This is a genomic window from Flavobacterium sp. ABG, assembly GCF_001027725.1.
GTDB classification, from domain to species: domain Bacteria; phylum Bacteroidota; class Bacteroidia; order Flavobacteriales; family Flavobacteriaceae; genus Flavobacterium; species Flavobacterium cupriresistens.
In genome coordinates this window covers 58,276-77,553 of sequence record NZ_LEKS01000007.1, presented here as the reverse complement: position 1 = coordinate 77,553, position 19,278 = coordinate 58,276, and the positions used below count along the sequence as shown (strand labels likewise).

At 34.5% G+C, this 19,278-nt stretch carries 12 protein-coding genes; 8 read left to right on the top strand and 4 right to left on the bottom strand.

From position 1 onward, the window contains the following. The first annotated feature begins 199 nt into the window (after window positions 1-199). The gene (gene dnaK / locus AB674_RS09195) at window positions 200-2,083 is read left to right on the top strand and encodes a molecular chaperone DnaK (RefSeq protein WP_047775908.1); all 1,884 of its coding nucleotides are present in this window, start codon (window positions 200-202) and stop codon (window positions 2,081-2,083) included. A 246-nt stretch (window positions 2,084-2,329) separates the two neighbouring features. After that, on the top strand, window positions 2,330-2,902 hold the full coding sequence (locus AB674_RS09190; protein ID WP_047775906.1) for a DUF6252 family protein: 573 nt from the start codon (window positions 2,330-2,332) through the stop codon (window positions 2,900-2,902). Between the two features lie 64 nt (window positions 2,903-2,966). Here AB674_RS09190 and AB674_RS09185 read toward each other — a convergent pair whose 3' ends face one another. After that, window positions 2,967-3,569 carry a hypothetical protein gene (locus tag AB674_RS09185; protein ID WP_047775904.1) on the bottom strand — a complete coding sequence of 201 codons (603 nt, stop codon included), beginning with the start codon at window positions 3,567-3,569 and terminating at the stop codon, window positions 2,967-2,969. A 175-nt stretch (window positions 3,570-3,744) separates the two neighbouring features. Between AB674_RS09185 and corA the strand changes: the two genes are divergently transcribed. The 3 genes from corA (at window position 3,745) to AB674_RS09170 (ending at window position 8,257) form a co-directional block, all read left to right on the top strand. Further along, the gene (gene corA / locus AB674_RS09180; protein ID WP_047775903.1) at window positions 3,745-4,815 is read left to right on the top strand and encodes a magnesium/cobalt transporter CorA; all 1,071 of its coding nucleotides are present in this window, start codon (window positions 3,745-3,747) and stop codon (window positions 4,813-4,815) included. A gap of 63 nt (window positions 4,816-4,878) precedes the next feature. Next, the gene (gene pta, locus AB674_RS09175) at window positions 4,879-6,972 is read left to right on the top strand and encodes a phosphate acetyltransferase (protein ID WP_047775901.1); all 2,094 of its coding nucleotides are present in this window, start codon (window positions 4,879-4,881) and stop codon (window positions 6,970-6,972) included. An 88-nt stretch (window positions 6,973-7,060) separates the two neighbouring features. After that, window positions 7,061-8,257: an acetate/propionate family kinase gene (locus AB674_RS09170; protein WP_047776292.1), complete on the top strand. Its 1,197-nt coding sequence runs from the start codon at window positions 7,061-7,063 to the stop codon at window positions 8,255-8,257. Window positions 8,258-8,516: 259 nt separating this feature from the next. Here the strand turns inward: AB674_RS09170 and AB674_RS09165 are convergent, their stop codons facing one another. From AB674_RS09165 to AB674_RS09155, 3 genes are read right to left on the bottom strand one after another with little or no spacing between them, the layout of a single operon-like run. Next, window positions 8,517-9,068 carry a hypothetical protein gene (locus tag AB674_RS09165; protein WP_047775899.1) on the bottom strand — a complete coding sequence of 184 codons (552 nt, stop codon included), beginning with the start codon at window positions 9,066-9,068 and terminating at the stop codon, window positions 8,517-8,519. Window positions 9,069-9,076: 8 nt separating this feature from the next. Next, window positions 9,077-10,468: a hypothetical protein gene (locus AB674_RS09160; protein ID WP_047775898.1), complete on the bottom strand. Its 1,392-nt coding sequence runs from the start codon at window positions 10,466-10,468 to the stop codon at window positions 9,077-9,079. Window positions 10,469-10,474: 6 nt separating this feature from the next. Continuing rightward, window positions 10,475-11,041 carry a YceI family protein gene (locus AB674_RS09155; protein ID WP_047775897.1) on the bottom strand — a complete coding sequence of 189 codons (567 nt, stop codon included), beginning with the start codon at window positions 11,039-11,041 and terminating at the stop codon, window positions 10,475-10,477. A 756-nt stretch (window positions 11,042-11,797) separates the two neighbouring features. Between AB674_RS09155 and AB674_RS09150 the strand changes: the two genes are divergently transcribed. The 3 genes from AB674_RS09150 to AB674_RS09140 all read left to right on the top strand — a co-directional run bounded on the left by AB674_RS09150 (window position 11,798) and on the right by AB674_RS09140 (window position 19,268). Then, window positions 11,798-14,542, top strand: a complete 2,745-nt coding sequence (locus AB674_RS09150; protein WP_047775896.1) for a histidine kinase — start codon at window positions 11,798-11,800, stop codon at window positions 14,540-14,542. A 243-nt stretch (window positions 14,543-14,785) separates the two neighbouring features. Continuing rightward, on the top strand, window positions 14,786-17,800 hold the full coding sequence (locus tag AB674_RS09145) for a SusC/RagA family TonB-linked outer membrane protein (RefSeq protein WP_047775895.1): 3,015 nt from the start codon (window positions 14,786-14,788) through the stop codon (window positions 17,798-17,800). Window positions 17,801-17,804: 4 nt separating this feature from the next. Next, window positions 17,805-19,268 (top strand): RagB/SusD family nutrient uptake outer membrane protein, encoded by a 1,464-nt coding sequence (locus AB674_RS09140; RefSeq protein WP_047775891.1) that lies wholly within the window; start codon window positions 17,805-17,807, stop codon window positions 19,266-19,268. Window positions 19,269-19,278: the final 10 nt, after the last annotated feature.

Here is a 19,278-nt window from a genome sequence, read left to right as displayed (position 1 = left end):
CAGGAATCAGCTCCTGATAATGACACTTAAAGTACTGATATGCCATGAATGTCAGGTTTTAAAAATGTCATGTTGTCATATTTTTTTGGTGTGTCAATAGTAAACTGACAATTTACTTTGGTTTTTTATATTGGCATAAAGATTGACTTATGCCACATGAGTTTAAAAATTAGTATATCAAAAATAAATTATATAAAAAATGGGTAAAATAATCGGAATTGACTTAGGTACGACGAACTCTTGTGTTTCTGTAATGGAAGGTAATGAAGCAGTTGTTATTCCTAACGCAGAAGGAAAAAGAACTACACCATCTATCATCGCTTTTGTTGAAGGTGGAGAAATTAAAGTGGGTGATCCTGCAAAAAGACAAGCGGTAACTAATCCAACTAAGACTATTGCTTCTATCAAACGTTTTATGGGACAAGGTTTTGGTGAGGTTTCGGCTGAAGCAAAAAGAGTTTCTTATTCAATCGTAAAAGGAGATAACAATACACCACGTGTTGATATTGATGGTCGTTTGTACTCTGCACAAGAATTGTCAGCTATGACACTTCAAAAAATGAAAAAAACTGCTGAAGACTATTTAGGTCAAACAGTTACTGAAGCGGTTATTACTGTTCCTGCTTACTTTAATGATGCACAACGTCAAGCTACAAAAGAGGCTGGTGAAATTGCTGGTCTTAAAGTTATGCGTATCATCAATGAGCCTACTGCTGCTGCATTAGCTTACGGATTAGATAAAAAAGGAACAGATCAAAAAATTGCTGTTTACGATTTAGGTGGAGGTACTTTTGATATCTCTGTTCTTGAATTAGGAGACGGTGTATTCGAAGTATTGTCTACAAATGGTGATACTCACCTTGGAGGAGATGATTTTGACCACGAAATTATTGACTGGTTAGCTGACGAATTTAAAGCTGAAGAAGGTATTGATTTACGTTTAGATCCAATGTCTTTGCAACGTTTGAAAGAAGCTGCTGAGAAAGCTAAAATTGAATTGTCATCTTCTGCTGAAACTGAAATCAACTTACCTTACGTAACTGCTACAGCTTCAGGACCAAAACACTTAGTTAAAAAATTAACTAGAGCTCAATTCGAAAAATTAACTGATTCTTTAGTAAAACGTTCTATGGAACCAGTTGCTAAAGCATTAAAAGATGCAGGTTTATCTGTTTCTGATATTGACGAAGTTATCTTGGTAGGTGGTTCTACTCGTATGCCAAGAATTGCTGACGAAGTGGAGAAATTCTTCGGTAAAAAAGCGTCTAAAGGAGTTAACCCTGATGAGGTTGTTGCAATTGGAGCAGCTATTCAAGGTGGAGTTCTTTCTGGAGATGTAAAAGATGTATTGTTATTAGACGTTACTCCTTTATCTTTAGGTATCGAAACTATGGGTGGAATTATGACTATCTTAATTGAGTCTAACACAACTATCCCAACTAAAAAATCTCAAGTTTTCTCTACTGCTGCAGATTCTCAACCAACTGTTGAATTGCACGTATTACAAGGAGCTAGAGCAATGGCTGCTGATAACAAAACTATCGGTCGTTTTAACTTAGACGGTATTCCACCAGCACCGAGAGGAGTTCCTCAAATCGAGGTTTCTTTTGATATTGATGCGAATGGTATCATCAAAGTTTCTGCAACTGACAAAGGAACTGGAAAATCTCACGATATCCGTATCGAAGCTTCTTCTGGTTTAACAGCTGAAGAAATCGAAAAAATGAAAAAAGACGCTGAAGCTAACGCTGAGTCTGATAAAGTAGCTAGAGAAAGAGCTGAAAAATTGAACGAAGCTGATGGAATGATCTTCCAAACTGAGTCTCAATTAAAAGAGCTTGGATCTAAATTAGCTGATGATCACAAAGTTGCTGTAGAGTACGCTTTAACTGAATTGAGAATGGCTCACCAATCTCAAGACATTCCAGCTATTCAAACAGCTCTTGACAACATCAATGCAGCTTGGAAAACAGCTACAGAAGCGATGTACGCTCAAGGTGAACAAGGTCAACAAGCGGCTCCTCAACAAGAGCAGTCTCAAGGTGACAATGTTGAAGACGTTGAATTCGAAGAAGTAAAATAATTTACTCCGTAGAGATGCACTGCTGTGCGTCTCTTACATAAGAATTGAAAACCGAGTCAGAAATGACTCGGTTTTTTTATGGCTTTTTTTTAGATAGGTTTTGAGGTCGGGTATTCTGTTTATTTGAATTAACCCCAGCAGGTTACGGAAACTGGTTTGATTTGGTTGTGAAATATTTTTCTATAAATGTGGTTTCCCTTAATCTTATTGAGTTTTTTAGTGTTTTATTTGCGCAAAAATTAAATTATGAAAAAAAGATTAGGCCTGGTAGTACTGTTAGTAGCTGCTTTATTTACAGGATGTAGTGGTGATGCTGATGACAAAAAAGAAGACCACGCTGGAATTACCTCAGTTACAGCTACCATCAATGGTGTAGCGTGGAAAGCTACAAAAATCAACAGTGTTACTTTGATGAAGGTTCCGGGAGAAAATGGAGGACAGCGTTTTGATATCAATGCTGAAGATGGTTCACAAAGACTTTTTTTAACGTGCGGAGGCGAGTTAACAGCCAATGATGCTATGCCGCTAAAAGAATATGTTTTTGAAGACTCAGGTTCTGAAGGGGAACTGATTAATATTAATGCACTGTTTTTGAACTATTATCTAATTGGTGGAGATTCTTTTGCGGAACATACCCCTAAATCCGGAAAAATGACAATTACAGCTATGAATCCGGAGAAAAAGACAGTTTCGGGAACCTTCAGTTTTACAAATGAAAAAGGAGGTATCATACAAACTAAAATCGTAACTCCAGATGTCTTTGAAGTTACTAATGGTGTGTTTACTGATTTACCTTATACAGTTATTAAAGGAGAATAAATTTTGTGTTATACAAAACGGTTAAAACCCGACAGGTTTCAAAAACCTGTCGGGTTTAGTTTTTTTATAAATTTAAAAATTGTTCTAAAGAATCGAAATTTTCTTTCTGATTGTGAAGGATTTTTAAGTTTTCAGTGTTCTCAAACAATAGTACTACTTTCTCACGTTTCAGTTTTGTAGGTCTCTCTGAAATACAGGTCTCATAAGAACTCCAGGGATATTCTATCGGATGTTGACAAAATCCATGATTTACGGGATTATAATGGATGTATTTTATAACAGCTCTTAAGTAGAAGTCGTTATCAATTAATTTTCTTTTAAAAGGCCTTTCAAATAAAGCACCGTGTCTATTGTAGCCTTTGTTAATTGCTTTTGTATACGCATTAAATAAATTTCCAAAAGATTGATGAGGTGCGATAATCTTTTTTAATTCATATTCTCCATGGCTTTGTAAAATTTCTTCAAAGCTTTTTATTCTTACCAATAAATGAAAATGATTTTTAAGCAGACACCAGGCAAAAGTTTCTGCAATAGGTTCTATATGTTTGTTGTAAAGGTCTAAGAAATGCTCATGATTTCTATTTTCCTTAAAAAGATTTTCACTATTTATCCCCCTATTATAAATGTGATAGTACTTTCCAAATTCTAAAGGTTCTGTAAGTTGCATAATTTTTTAATTTATATTTTCAAACCCGACAGGTTTTTAAAACCTGTCGGGTTTAAAAATAATATAAGTAGGACGAATTAGTTAAATGATTTATACAAACCACTTCATCAAAATGACAATTGTCATTTCTCTTTCGAATTCTTTTTCGTAATATTACTGTATAAAACATTTTTGAATGCGAAAGATAAAATACAAGAAAGGACGCAAGCTGCAACACATTACCCTAGAGTACACGGGCTCTCACAAAGAACATCAATCAGAGATGCAACTTTTTGTCTATGATGATGCGGATGTTATTGAATACGAGAAATTTAGTATTTTGGCATTAAATACCTGTGTTGATTATACCAAAAATAACTGGTTGAACATCCATGGATTGAATGATATCAATTTGATAAAAACCATTGGAGCGCATTTTAAAGTTGATGATTTTCTTTTGGCAGATATCTTAAATACCACCAAAAGAACAAAGCTACAGGAGCAACAAGATATTTTATTCTTCAATATAAAATCGATTTTGCCTTCCGAATATTCAGATAACATTAGTGTTGAACAGATTAGTTTTATTTTGAAAGACAACGTTTTAATTTCATTTCAGGAAAAGCGAAGTGATTTTTTTACCCATATACGCGAGCGTCTTCGTACCCATTCCGGGATTGTGCGAACAAAAAAAGTAGATTATTTGTTGTACTTATTATTGGATGCTGTAATGGAGAATTTCTACATTACGTTGGAAGATGAGGAAGATAAAGTAGAGGAATTAATCAATGAAACTAAAAAAGAAGCCAGACCTATTATTCTGGAAAAGATTGAAAACCATCGTGATAATCTAAACTTTTTGAAAAGATCAATTATTCCGCTTAGAGATTCATTATACTATTTGAAATCAATAAAAGATGACAATACGGATAACGGAATCGAAAAAGAAACCTTCAATTTTTTTATAAGACTGCATCAGAAAAGTTTAGAGCTTTTAGAGCAAATTGAATCCGATATGAGTTCATTGGAAAGCGCTTCTAATTTTTATTTTTCGGAGCAAAGTCGAAAAATGAATGAAATCATGAAAACCCTCACCATTATTTCGGCCATCTTTATTCCACTGACTTTTATTGTTGGAGTGTACGGAATGAATTTCGACAATATGCCCGAACTTCGGTACAAATACGGCTATCATTATGTCATGATTGCGATGTTTTTTCTTGTTATAGGTTTAATCGTTTATTTCAAAAAAAGACGTTGGTTTTAACGTTTATTTCGAAGTTAAAAATTTCGGGATAGACTACATTTGTTAAGTTTAAAAATATAAAATATGAGTAAAGCGATATACATAGCTACAAGCGACCAAAATAGCGGAAAATCGATTATGACACTCGGTTTGATGAGTATTCTGATTGGTAAAACCGCAAAGGTGGGTTATTTCAGGCCCATCATAGAAGATTTTGTCGATGGCGAATCAGACAATCATATAGAAACAGTTCTTTCCTATTTTAATCTTGACATTAAGTTTGAAGAAGCCTATGCGATTACAAAAAGCAAATTAATTAAGAAGAAAAATAAAGGGAAAATAGGAGAGGTTTTAGATCTAATTATCGAAAAATACAAACGCCTTGAAGAACGTTTTGATTTTGTTTTGGTTGAAGGAACAAGCTTTACAGGAGAAGGAACTGCAATTGAACTGGATACCAATGTCCTAATCGCAAAAAACCTCGGAATCCCAACAATAATCATAGGATCCGGAATTGGAAAAACCTTGGACGAATTGGTAGACAGTCTTAATCTGGTTTACAATTCGTTTAAAGTCAAAGAAGTTGAAGTTTTATCGGTTATTGCCAATAAAGTGCAATTCGAAAATATTGAATTGGTGACACAAGGATTGCAAAAAAGCTTGCCGAGTACGGTTTTGATTAATACAATTCCGCTAATTTCAAGTCTGAACAATCCGACAATGCAGGAAATCGTCAATCAATTGGGTGCTAAAGTATTGTTTGGAAGTACTTATTTGAACAATCAGATTGGGCATTATAGTGTAGGGGCCATGCAATTGCATAACTACCTGGTTCATTTACATGATAACGCTTTGGTAATTACACCCGGTGATCGTTCCGATATTATTTTAGGAGCATTACAGGCAAATGAATCGGCGAACTATCCTTCGATTTCCGGAATCATTCTGACCGGAAATATAATTCCGGAAGAAAGCATATTAAAACTTATAGAAGGACTTTCGGCAGTGGTACCTATAATTGCGGTTGCTGAGGGAACGTACTATATCACGAATAAAATTGGAAGTATCCGATCGGAAATTTATGCCAACAACACCCATAAAATTGAAACCTCGATTAGTACTTTTGAAAAATACGTTCAAATTGAAGCACTGTCTGAAAAATTAATCACTTTTGAAGCAGAAGGTATGACGCCGAAAATGTTTCAATACAACATGGTTAAAAGAGCGAGACAGCACCGCAAACACATCGTACTTCCGGAAGGAAATGACGAACGAATTATTGTGGCAGCGTCGAGATTATTAGACATGGATGTGGTTGATATTTCAATTATTGGAGATAAAAAACAAATCGAAAATAAAGTCACAGAACTCGGAATTACTTTTGATTTTTCAAAGGTTACCATTATCAATCCGATAGAATCGCCACTTTATGAAGATTATGCCAATACCTACTACGAGCTTAGAAAAGCCAAAAACGTAAGTATTACAATGGCAAGGGATTTAATGGAAGATGTTTCTTATTTTGGTACCATGATGGTCTATAAAGGCCATGCTGACGGAATGGTATCAGGAGCAGCGCATACCACGCAACATACCATTTTACCCGCATTACAATTCATTAAAACAAAACCAAACTCCTCCGTAGTTTCCTCCGTGTTTTTTATGTGTTTAGAAGATCGTGTTTCCGTTTTCGGAGATTGTGCGATTAATCCAAATCCAACGGCAGAACAATTGGCAGAAATTGCTATTTCATCAGCAGAGTCAAGTTTAGCGTTCGGAATTGAACCCAAGATAGCGATGCTTTCCTATTCATCAGGATCTTCCGGAAAAGGAGACGAGGTTGATAAAGTTAGAACTGCCACAGCAATTGTAAAACAAAAAAGACCTGATTTAAAAATTGAAGGACCAATTCAATACGATGCTGCAGTTGATCTGACAGTCGGAAAAAGTAAAATGCCCGATTCAGAAGTCGCTGGACAAGCAAGTGTACTTATTTTTCCGGATTTAAATACAGGAAATAATACCTACAAGGCTGTTCAGAGAGAAACCGGAGCTTTGGCTATCGGACCAATGTTACAAGGTTTAAATAAGCCAGTAAACGATTTAAGTCGCGGTTGTACCGTAGATGATATTATAAACACAGTAGTAATAACAGCCATCCAAGCACAAGGATTGTAGTCAAGAAAAAAAATGTTTCAGGTTTCAAGTTTCAGGTTCTATAACATGAAACTTGAAACCTGAAACAAAAAAAACTCAGCAAAAAAAAATGAAAATATTAATCATAAATTCAGGAAGTTCATCAATTAAATACCAATTAATGGTTATGCCGGCTAATGAAGTAATTTGTACCGGTATGATTGACAGAATTGGTTTGGAAAGCTCCAATGTTACGTTTAAAACTTCAACCGATTCTTACGAAGAAACAGTATCAATTCCAACCCATAAAGTAGGATTGCAAAAAGTAGCCAATATGCTTTTAGATGCTGAAAAAGGAGTTATAAAATCAACTTCAGAAATTACTGCCGTTGGACATCGTGTGGTGCATGGCGGAAGTAATTTTACTGATACCGTAAAAATCGATGAAAAAGTAAAAGCCAAAATCAAGCAACTTTTTGATTTGGCGCCCCTTCACAATCCAGCTAATTTGGAAGGTATTACCGTGGCCGAAGAAATCTTTCATACAGCAGATCAAATTGCCGTTTTTGATACCGCTTTTCATCAGACGATGCCCGAAGTAGCTTATAAATTTGCAATTCCAAATGAATTGTTGACCGAAAAAAGAATTCGAGTGTACGGTTTTCACGGAACAAGTCATAAATATGTTTCAGAACAAGCAATCAAGTATTTGAAAGGAATTCGACATGCCGCCCAAAATATAATCACCATTCATTTAGGAAACGGTTGTAGTATGACCGCAATTAAAAACGGAAAAAGTGTAGATCATTCTTTCGGTTTTGGACCAACAAACGGTTTAATTATGGGGACCAGAGCCGGTGATGTAGATCAATCGGTGATTTTTTATATGGCGAATTCATTGGGATACAGTTTAGACGAAATAAATGAGATTCTTCAGAAAAAAAGCGGAATGTTGGGACTTACGGGGTACAGCGATTTGCGTGATATTGAAGCAAATGCCGAAAAAGGAGATAAGGAATGTCAATTGGCATTGTTCATGAATGCCTATCGCATTAGAAAGTTCATTGGTTCTTACACCGCAGCATTAAATGGTTTGGACGCCATTGTTTTTACAGCTGGAATTGGAGAGAATTCTTCGTACATGCGCAAATTGGTTTGTACAGATATGGAGTATTTCGGAATTGAGATCAACGATGAAGAAAACCAGATTCGTTCCAAAGAAATAAGAGAAATCAACAAAACAACTTCTAAAGTTAAAGTTTTGATTGTTCCAACTGATGAAGAATACGAAATTGCCAATCAGGTATACCACTTGCTTCAAAACTAGGATGCTGTATTTAAAGATGAAATTATGCTTGCCCATGTAGAGTAACGTTTTTTAAGCTGCAGATTATAAGAGTTATGAGAAGGGTATCCAAATCATAGGTCTGATATTCTGAGATTTTAAATGTCTAAACGGGCAAGCATAATGTTTTTTGCATTGAAATTTTAAGCGCAATACTATTTGTAAAGACTGTCCAATAAAAAAAAATCTTTAAGCCATCTTTGAAATAGGCTTTAGAAGGTTTTTTTATAAATAGGACAACCTAGTTTTTGTGCAGAAAAAAGTCAATCTGTATTTCATCTTTTACTTTTACCAAGCCAGCCATCCTTACCGGAGGTTCAAGTCCGATCTCGGAGAAGCTTAAATTTATAATGCCTTCAATTTTATTTCCCGAAGTGTTAAGTATAATGTCTTTGTATTTGAAAGTTTTATCTGTTATCAAAAAAGAAAGGTTGCATTTATAGTTTTTTCCGTATGTTCTTATATCGTAAATGGTTACAGAACTCGTAGGGTATTTTTTTACTTTTACCGTAGTTTGAAAATCTTTAGTCATTATTCGGTGTCTGCAATCAAAGCGGAGCATCGGAATTTCTGCAACAATGTTGTTTCTTTTGTTTAGATTTAGAAAAATGGTGTCTTTTTTTAAGAGTGAATTATCACAATTATAATCTCCAATCGTTGATTTTCCACTGATTTTTATTTCAATCATTTTGATGATTAAAATGGTGTCATCAGGGTAAAAAGTGGGTCTGGCACTTCCTAAGACTAGAAAAGATACGAGACCCAACATTACAATTATAACTAACTTTCTCATTTTATTCGTTAAAAAGTAATAACGGCTTCAAATAGTACTCCGTTGAACTTTCCGCCAAAGAAATCGTTTGGAGTTCCATTGGCATTAAACTGACTGTAATCTTTATAGGTTTGGTTGATATAGCCAACCTTTGCAAGGATATTTTTGGTCATAAACCAGCCGGCACTGCCTTCAAACCTGTTCACAGAAACTTTTTTGGAGTCTGCATTGCTTAATTTGCCACTCACGGTATTGTATTTTCCTCCTATAAAGAAGTTTTCAGTAGAACCAAATCGGTAAACCAAATCGGCTTCATACTGGTTTGTAGTACGTTTTTCGTCATTACCTTTTTTATCTCCTCCTGATGCAAACTCTAAAGTTGCAAAGAATTCAAGCCCTTTGTATTTTACAAAAGGGTTAATCATATAAGAGGTGGCCCAGTTGCCAAATGCAGGATTAAATCTTCCGGTGGTCTGGTTAGAAGCCGGGTCAAAATTATCGGCAATAGAGATAGGAGGAGTGGCCGGATTATTATCTTGATCAAATGACGAAGCGGCATGAGTCATTACACCTGTAAAGCGACTTCCGGCTCTATCAGAAGAATACAAATTACCGCTGGAGTTGGCCGTGTGATATAAAGAACCCGTAAGTCTGACTCTCAGATCAGCGTCAAGTTGTTTGTCATAACCTATTTTGGCAAGAATGGTAGGGCTAATAGTAGTGTTTTGATCCGGGGCAGCAGGAGTTGTTGGAGCAGGAACAATTTCTTTAACATTTTGATTCATTTTAGAATTGGTTACGCCAATCATACTGACAAAGCCACTTCGGATGTAATAAATCTCAGCACCCATTTCGGTAATAAAAGCATCCATAATATTGTTACCGATAAAAGGATTCATCAATGCATTTCCATTGTCGGATCTTCTAAAATGAGCATCACCATAATTGTTTTCCATTTGACCAATTTTGATAGTGGCGTACTGCATAAAATCGGACAGAAAATCTTTTTCGATAAAATCTAATTTGTCAATCTGTAAATAACCCCCTTTTACCCAGGTTTCGTTATGGTGCCTTGAAGCCAGATAAATATCTAAATTTACACGAACCCCGTCAAACAATTGAGCTCCAATAGTCATATTTGCGTTCGGTAAATTAAAATTATTTTCAAGGTTATTTAGTTTGTATTGGTCAGCAGTATAGTTGTGATCATTAAAAGACTTTACCCCCTGAAACTGCAGTGCAAAAGCAGCTCCTAAATCAACACTCAATCCTTTAAACTTAACACTGTCTTTTTTTACATCAAATTGATTGATTCCCTCTTTGTTACGTGGAATCAGATTTTGAATTTGACCGAATCTGTCCTGAGCTGTTACAGTAGCAATATGTATTAAAGTTATTACCAGAATATAAATTTTTTTCATTAGTGCTTATTTTAAAAAGAGGTTGAAGTTGATAGTAAGGTCTTTACCGGTTTTAATTGTTCCTAATAATGCTTTAGGGGGAGTCATTCCGAAATCGGCAAAAGTTATTTTTTGCACCCCTTGTAAGTTTATAATTTCATTGACAAAGCTTGTTTTTATCTGGGTTTTATATTCTTTACTAACTCCGGCTATGGTATAGATCCCGGTTAAATTCCAAGTAGATTCATTTACTTTTTCTGCAGATTTTAAAACGTATTTTATGTTTTTATGTGTTTTAGTATTTAGCGTTTCGTAAGCAGCTTTGTTTATACCGTTTTTTTCGTTTTTTATACTTTCTGCCAGCAGCATAATAGTAAGACTGTTGATTTCGGTTATTTTATGATTCAAGGCGGTTATGTTTGCTGTACCCGTGCCGGTATCAGATTTCATTTCCCAGTCATGTAAAGTAGAGGTTCCGGTTACTGAAAATAGTGATTTTGTATCTACAGTGTAATTTTTCTGAGCTTTGGCATAGAAGGCAATTCCTAAGCAGATAAAGGTTAAGAGAATAGATTTAATTTTTTTTGTTTTCATTTTTGTTCTTTTTTTTGGTTGTTAATTAAGGGGAATTATCTAATAGTCGACTGATTTTTGAATCAGCAGCCGATTCCTAAGATGCGTTGTAAAAAAACAGACAGCTTCTTTAGAGCTGCTTTGAATAGTATTTAACATTTGGATTCTTTGCGTTCCTGACAGCTGTCAAAATTGAACTTCGTCTCCATTTGTTTTTACTACAATAAAAAGATTTCACTCTTTTTGGTACTTAAAACTGAGAAAAATATAATTTATAATTTTCTTGCATATGTGTTAATTTTTGAATGAATTAACTTATTTTTAGCGAAAATATAAAAAAGATAATAACTGGAGGCTAAAAAAATATACTATTTTTACTCTTATTTGTTTGTTTTTTAACAAGTTTATTTTTTCAAATAAAAGTAAGCGACTGTACTATAGACTAATTGCTTTTTTATGATTCATAAGTTTCAACGAATACCATCCATACCCTATAAAAAAGTCTTTGATTTTATAGAAATAGTTTTATGAAGTGTTTTTTTGATGAAATTTAGATAATGAGCAAAGCGAACCAAGTAATTTTTTTTAGCGAAAAAAGAGTCCAATAAAATCGAAAGGAGGGGTAAAGATTTTAGAAATAGGATTAATATGAATTGTAAAAACAAGTGATGAGATGTGTCAAGTGACAGGGCAAATTGGTGACAAAAGAACAGACTGCTTGGTGTCACATAAAAAATTAAATTTTTGTCAGTATCTTTGAATATAAAACCAAATGTTTTGAAATCGACACTTTTAAAATTATTTTTCTTTTTCCTCTTCACTTCTCAAATTCAGGCACAAGAATTACTTCCTTTTGTTGAAAACTACAGTAAATCCGATTTTCAGGGAGATAATCAGGTTTGGAACGTTGCTCAGGGGAAAGATAACGCCATGTATTTTGCCAACAATCATTATTTGTTACGCTACGACGGTGTAATTTGGGAGAAATACACGCTGCCTAATAAAACAATCATTCGTTCTATTTTAATCGAAGACGACAAAATATATTCCGGTTCTTATAAAGAGTTTGGGTATTGGTATCGCAAGGATGGTAAAATGCATTATGTTTCGATTACCAAAAATCTTCGTCTGTTTGCCGAAAAAGACAATGAAGAGATCTGGAAGATATTCAGATTCAATGGATCGCTTTATTTTCAATCCTTCAATGATGTCTTTATTTATGATGGGAAAACCATTCAAAAGATCAAATTCTCATCGCTTATTTCGTATTGTTTTCCTGTCGATAAGAATCTTTATGTAGCGTCTGTTAAGGACGGTATTTTTAAGATGAATGGAAAAAAAATAGCCAATCCAAAGGGATGGGGGATTCTAAAAAATACGGTGGTTCATGCCATTGAAAAATACAAAGACGAAACGTATATTTTTACACAAAAAAAAGGTGTTTTTGTGGTCCAAAGCAATGGGCTTAAACCGTGGGATAACCCGTTGAATGAGACCTTAAAGTCAACTACTATAAATGTGGCCAGATTTATTAAAGGCAATAAATTGGTTATTGGTACAGGGAATAAAGGCGTATTTATTTTAGACTTAAAATCCAATTTATTTAAAAACATTGACCGAAATAATGTTTTAATGAACAATTCTATTTTGAGTATTGGTTTTGACAAAGAAGATGATTTATGGCTTGGTTTAGATAATGGAATTGCCCATATTGAGGTGAATTCGCCGATATCAATTTTTTATGATAATACAGGAATCCTGGGATCCGTTTACTCTGTGGCAAACACAAAAGACGGCTATTTAATAGCTTCCAATCATGGTATTTTTGAATTTGGCACGGGTAAGTTTAAGATGATGCCAAATACGCAGGGGCAAGGCTGGAATATTACTAAAATTGGGGATAAATTTATTATCGGTCACAATGACGGAACATTCTCTTACGATAACGGTTCATTGACTAAAATCAGTACCGTGAGCGGGGGGTGGAATTTATCCAAAAGCACCATTAACAATACCTATTTCCAATCGACTTACAGTGGTATTTTAGTGTATGATGATTTGTCAGATTTGTCTAAGTACAAAACAATAAAAGGTCTCACAAAGCCCATAAAATATGTGGCTCAGAATAAGAAAAATGAAATTTGGGCAGCCGATAATTACCGCGGATTGTATCATGTCCTATTAGATGATAACTACAATACCAAAAAAGTAGAAAACGTTACCCAACAGAGTAAAATAAAGAATGATTTTGGCATCAAGATTTTTGAGTTTAGAAAAGAAATACTTTTTCTAATTAATAATTCATGGTACACCTACAATTCAATTAGCAATAAACTGGAAAAAAATGAATTGTTTAATGCCAATTTTAAAAACGTTTCAGATGTTGTAGCCATAGATGAAGATCATTTTATGGTGCTTCAAAATGGAATTTTATATCATATTTATGCTTCCGGAAACAAATTTGTCTGGAACATTATTCAGGAGAAATACTATAAAGGAAAGTTGATTAATGAGAATTTAAGAATTTTTAAAAATCAGAATCACTATCTGTTAAATTTAGATGATGGTTTTATTTCACTTCAGTTAAAATACATAAACAAGCAGCACAAAACGTTACGAGTAGAAGCTTTTAGCGAGGGAACTCTGGTGACAGACAATTCTAAAATTAAATTCAATAAAGAGCTTAAAGTAAATGTGATCTCTGGAATTTATGGTGCAAGTAAACCTAATTTATTCTACAAGCTAAATAAAAGTAAAGATTTTGTTCCAATTTCTGACGGCGTTATTTTATTGAATAACTTAAGTAGCGGTTATCATTCAGTTGTTATTTACAAACACGACGGTGCCAGTTATGAAAAAGTAGCTGATTTTGATTTTAAAGTAGCACAACCCTGGTATTTTTCTTTATGGATGATTTTACTTTATTTAATAGGTATAGCAGGAATTCTGTTTTTCTATTATAAATGGAATAAGCTGCGTTATACTCAAAAATTAAAATTGCAAGCGGAAGAATTAAAGCACCAAAGAGAAATTCTGGAAATGGAATTAAAAACCGAGAATGAGTTGAACATTCAGGAATATGAAAAACACATTCTGGAATTGGAACTGCAAACCAAATCATCTGAAGTTGCCGGAAAATCATTGTCAATTGCCAAGCAGAGCGAAATGATCGACAACATTCAGAATATTTTAAATACGGAAAAAGATTTTAGTAAACTCAAAAGCGAAATTAAAAAAGCAATTAAAATCAATGAAGTAAACAAACACGAGTGGGAAATTTTTGAAACCAATCTGAACCAAATCCACAATGAGTTCATTATTAACCTTACCAAGAAATTCCCAAATCTGACTCCAAAAGATATTAAGCTCTGTGTTTATCTTAAAATGAACCTTTCTTCGAAGGAAATTGCCCCTATGATGAACATCTCTTTTAGAGGTGTAGAATTACACAGATATCGTCTAAGAAAGAAGTTAGACCTGACTCAAGACGAAAACCTGTCAAAGTTTTTATTAAGTCTGTAAGATTCTGTTGATTTTTTTAAACATCTTTTACTTTTTTATTTCTTTTTTTAGATTATTCTAATACATCATTACTACATCATAACGTTATGTTAAAGGAAATAATTGAATATTTAAATTATTGATTATCAGTTAATTATGTTTGTTTTTTCGCATAATGATGTAGCTGTGTAGTAGTGTGTTTGATGTACTACAACGTTGTAATTGTTTAATTTGGCTCTACTAACTTAAACGATTACAAACTGTATGAAAAATTTTATTTTTAGCTTTTTAGCACTCTTGCTGCTTCCGGCCTATATGTCCGGACAGGCAATTAAAGGAAAAGTACTAGACAGTAGCGGGATGGGTGTTCCGGGTGCTATTATTACGGCATCGGAATCCAAAACTTCTGCTGATACTGATTTCGACGGAAATTTTACGATTAATGCTAAAGTTGGAGAGACTTTAAAAATTGCTATGTTGGGATTTGATTCTGCTTCTGTACCGGCAAGTGCAGGACAAATGACAATCACGTTAAAAGAATCTGGTGATACCGCTTTAAAAGAAGTCGTTGTAATTGGATACGGTACCAGAAAGAAAGTTGATAATACAACCGCTATCAGCTCTATCAGATCAGAGGAAATTACAAAAACTAAAGTACTAAATGCATCGCAAGCCATACAAGGTAAAGCAGCCGGTGTACAAGTTATCTCTTCTGATTTGCCGGGAAGTACACCATCTGTAATTATTAGAGGTCTTGGTACTGCAAGAGGAGGAAGGGCTCCTTTATACATTGTAGATGGAATGCCGACTGAGAATATTAATAACATTAATGCAAATGATATCACTTCTTACGATATTTTAAAAGATGCTTCAGCGCTGGCAATTTATGGTACGAGAGCAGCAAATGGTGTTATTATTATAACAACTAAAAAAGGTATAGGGAATAAGGTTTCTGTAGAAATAGAAAGTTTTGCCGGTATTAGATCGCCTCTTAAAAAAGTAAAAATGGCGGGTAGTAACAAATATGCTCATTATACTAACTCAGCATTACAATCGACCACTTTTTCTCAAGATCAGCCCGTTAATACTGATTGGTTTGACGAAATTACAAGAACAGGAACGTATACACAAAATAATATTTCTATTTCAGGAGCTTCAGAGAGTATTAAATACTTCTTTAGTTTAGGAAACTATGAAGAAAAAGCAATTTTGAACGGTCTGGATTTTGGACGCACGACTTTTAGAAATAATAATGAATATAAGATTTCTAAAAAATTAACGCTAAATCAGAATTTTAGTTTTACATCTTCTAAATCAACTCCAAAGCCATTATCCGCTTTTACAAATGCATACAAACAATCTCCTTTGGTACCGGTTTATTTTCCTGACGGGAAATATGGCGTTTCCAGAGTTGGTGATAATGGTTTTGCTAACGAGACGGGATCTTCATTTAATAATGTAGGGAATCCTGTGGCACAGTTGGGCTTTTTTGATGAAGAACAAAGAAGTATAACACTTCAAGGTGGTTTGAAATTAGATTACGAAATTTTAAAATCTTTAAAATTCACTTCGCAATTTAACGGAGAATATTATACGTGGAAACAGTATAATTATGAAGACAACAAAAATATTTGGCTGGCTGCAAATCCTGATAAAATAGCCAGCGATTATGAAAAAACATTTCCTACTGCTAATATAAATACGCTTACAAAAGGTAGGGAGCAATATTACAATTGGAATCTATCTAATTATTTAACGTACAATAAAGTTTTTGGGGAAATTCATGATCTGGAGGTTACCGCCGGTATCGAAACAAGTGTAAAAGGATCCAGAGAAAAATTGACTATTATTAGAAAAAACGTAAATGCAGATGCTAATTATTGGTCATTAAAAGATGTGGAGTACGCAACAAATGTAACAAGTTATAAAGATGAGGTTTTTAATGAAACAAAATTAGCCTCTTATCTGGGACGTTTTCAATACAAATTGATGGATAGGTATTTACTTACCGGTACTATTAGACGTGATGGATCTTCCAACTTTGGAAAGGATTATCGTTGGGGTAATTTTCCTGCCTTTGGTTTAGGATGGATAATCACTAAAGAGAATTTTATGGCTAATGTCAAAGCAATTAATTTATTAAAACTAAGAGGGGGTTGGGGTAGATTGGGTAACCAAAATGTACCATTAAACAAAGCAAGTTATACTTCCGGTCAAACGGCTTATTTAGGAGGTTCTATCCTTAATGAAGGAACTACTATCAATTCTCAAATAGATCCGAGTTTGTCTTGGGAAATAACGGAAGAATCTTCAGTAGGTTTAGATTTTGAGCTTTTTCAGAATAAACTTAAAGGATCGTTTGATGTGTATGATAAAAATTCGACAAATGTTATTCTTTTTACTAAGCCGTTAATAACTTCCGGAATAACAGCTGATTCTCCCGGACATGTAGGTAAAGTTTCTAATAAAGGCTATGAAATTTCGCTACGTTGGGATGATAAAATTAATGAGAATTTCAGCTATTGGGTTGGTGGAAACTTTTCAAACAATAAAAATGAGCTTACTAGTCTAAGAAACGTAACCGTAGCTCCGCTTATTGGTGGGGGGTTAGGAAATGGGCAAGATACAAAGTTATTGGATGTTTCTTCATTGGGCAAGCCATTAGGAAGTTTTTATCTCTACGAATATGCTGGATTTGATCCGACAAACGGAAACATGCTTTATTATAATGCTGCAGGAAACAAAGTTACCCAAGATGCTTTAAATGCAGCTACAGATAAAAAATATGTAGGCTCTATTCTGCCAAAATCTAATTATGGAGTTTCTTTAGGGCTTATTTATAAAAACTTTGATTTTTCTGTTGATGGTTACGGAACGTCAGGAGCAAAGGTGTATAACGGTAAAAAAGCGCAACGTTTTTCAGGCGAAAACATCGAAGAATCTTTGGCTAATAATTTCTGGACTCCAAATAATACGACCGCTTCTAATCCCGGAGCATTTAATAAGGTGCCTGTGGCTTCTACTTATTATTTGGAATCAGGTGATTTTTTTAGAATCAATAACATTACAGTAGGTTACAAATTGCCTTTACAAAGCAACAGTTTTATTAGTTCTTGCAGAATTTATGTAAACGCAATTAATCCCTTTATTACGCAAAAATTCTCAGGATTTTCTCCCGAGTTAAATGGCGATGGTGATCCATACAAACTTCAAGGAGTAGAGTTAGATGCTTATCCAACTTTGAGATCATTTGTAATGGGTGCTAATTTAAAATTTTAAGATCATGAAAAAAATATATATAACAGCGTTTGTAGTTTCAGCCTTCTTTTTTTCAGGATGTGCAGACGATTATTTAGATGTAGATCAAACCGAATCTATTTCTACAGATGATACCGAATTGTTTAATAATGATGTAGGAGCTGCTACATTTGTAACTTCAATTTATAACAAGTTTCTAAATTGGGACATGACTTCTTTTGGATGGATTGGTCTTTCAAGTATTACGTCTGATGATGCAGACAAAGGTTCATCACCTGGAGATACAGGAACCGATAAAGATGTATTGGATGCTTTAACGTATAATGCATCAAATCCTTCTGCAGAGAGTACTTTTAAAGCTAATTATGATGGAATTAACCGATGTAATCAAGCTTTAAATATTTTACCAAAATTAGATAAAGCTAATCCTGCTTTAAGAGCCAGATTAGCTGGTGAAGCAAAATTCCTGAGAGCTTTTATGTATTTTACTTTGGTAAAATGTTACGGAGGAGTTCCAATTGTGGATCATTTACCTGTGCCGGTTTCAGATTCAGACCGAATTATGCAATTAACACGTAAATCGTCTGCAGAAGTATATGCGTTTATCGAAAACGACCTAAACGAAGCGATAGCTGCTCTGCCGGAAAAAGGCGCTTATGCTGCCGGAGAACGAGCACGAGCCTCAAAAGGAGCGGCTTATGCGCTATTGGCAAAAGTAAGTTTGTATCAAAAGAAATGGCAGCAAGTAGTCGATAATTGTAATAAAGTTACCGGATATTCTATTGTTAATGATTACGCTTCTATGTACAAAGCTTCCGGAAAATTTGATTCTGAATCTATTTTCGAAATTTATGCGCAAGGCGCCGTACCGGCAAAAGGAATTGAGGGGTATTCTAACACACAAGGTGCTCGTGGTACCGGAGGTTGGGGATGGGGATTTAATACGCCTTCTCAAAGTTTGGTAAATGCCTATGAGCCGGGGGATGTTAGAAAAAATGCTACTATCATTTTTAGAGGTAGTACTTTGTACGATGGTAGAGTGATACCTAACACGGTAGAAAACGAAAGATACAACTACAAGTGTTATTCATCTCTTTATACAAGTGCGTGGGAAACAGATGTGGACATCAAATACTTGAGATATGCTGAAGTTTTATTGATGAAAGCAGAAGCTTTAAATGAACTAGGACAAACAGGAGAGGCAATTCCATTATTAAACAAGATCAGACTTAGAGCAAACTTAGGAGAAACACCAGCTGTTTCTCAAGGAGATGTTAGAATAGCGATTTGGAAAGAAAGAAGAGTTGAAATGGCTTTTGAACACGACAGATTTTTCGATTTAGTACGTACAGGACAAGCCAAAGCTGCTTTTGATGTTGATGGAAAGAACTTTATTGTTGGAAGACATGAATTGTTTCCTATACCGGCGGCATTCTTAAGAGAAGCCGGAAATCTATCTTCTCAAAATCCTGGTTACGATAACTTTTAAAGACAATCAA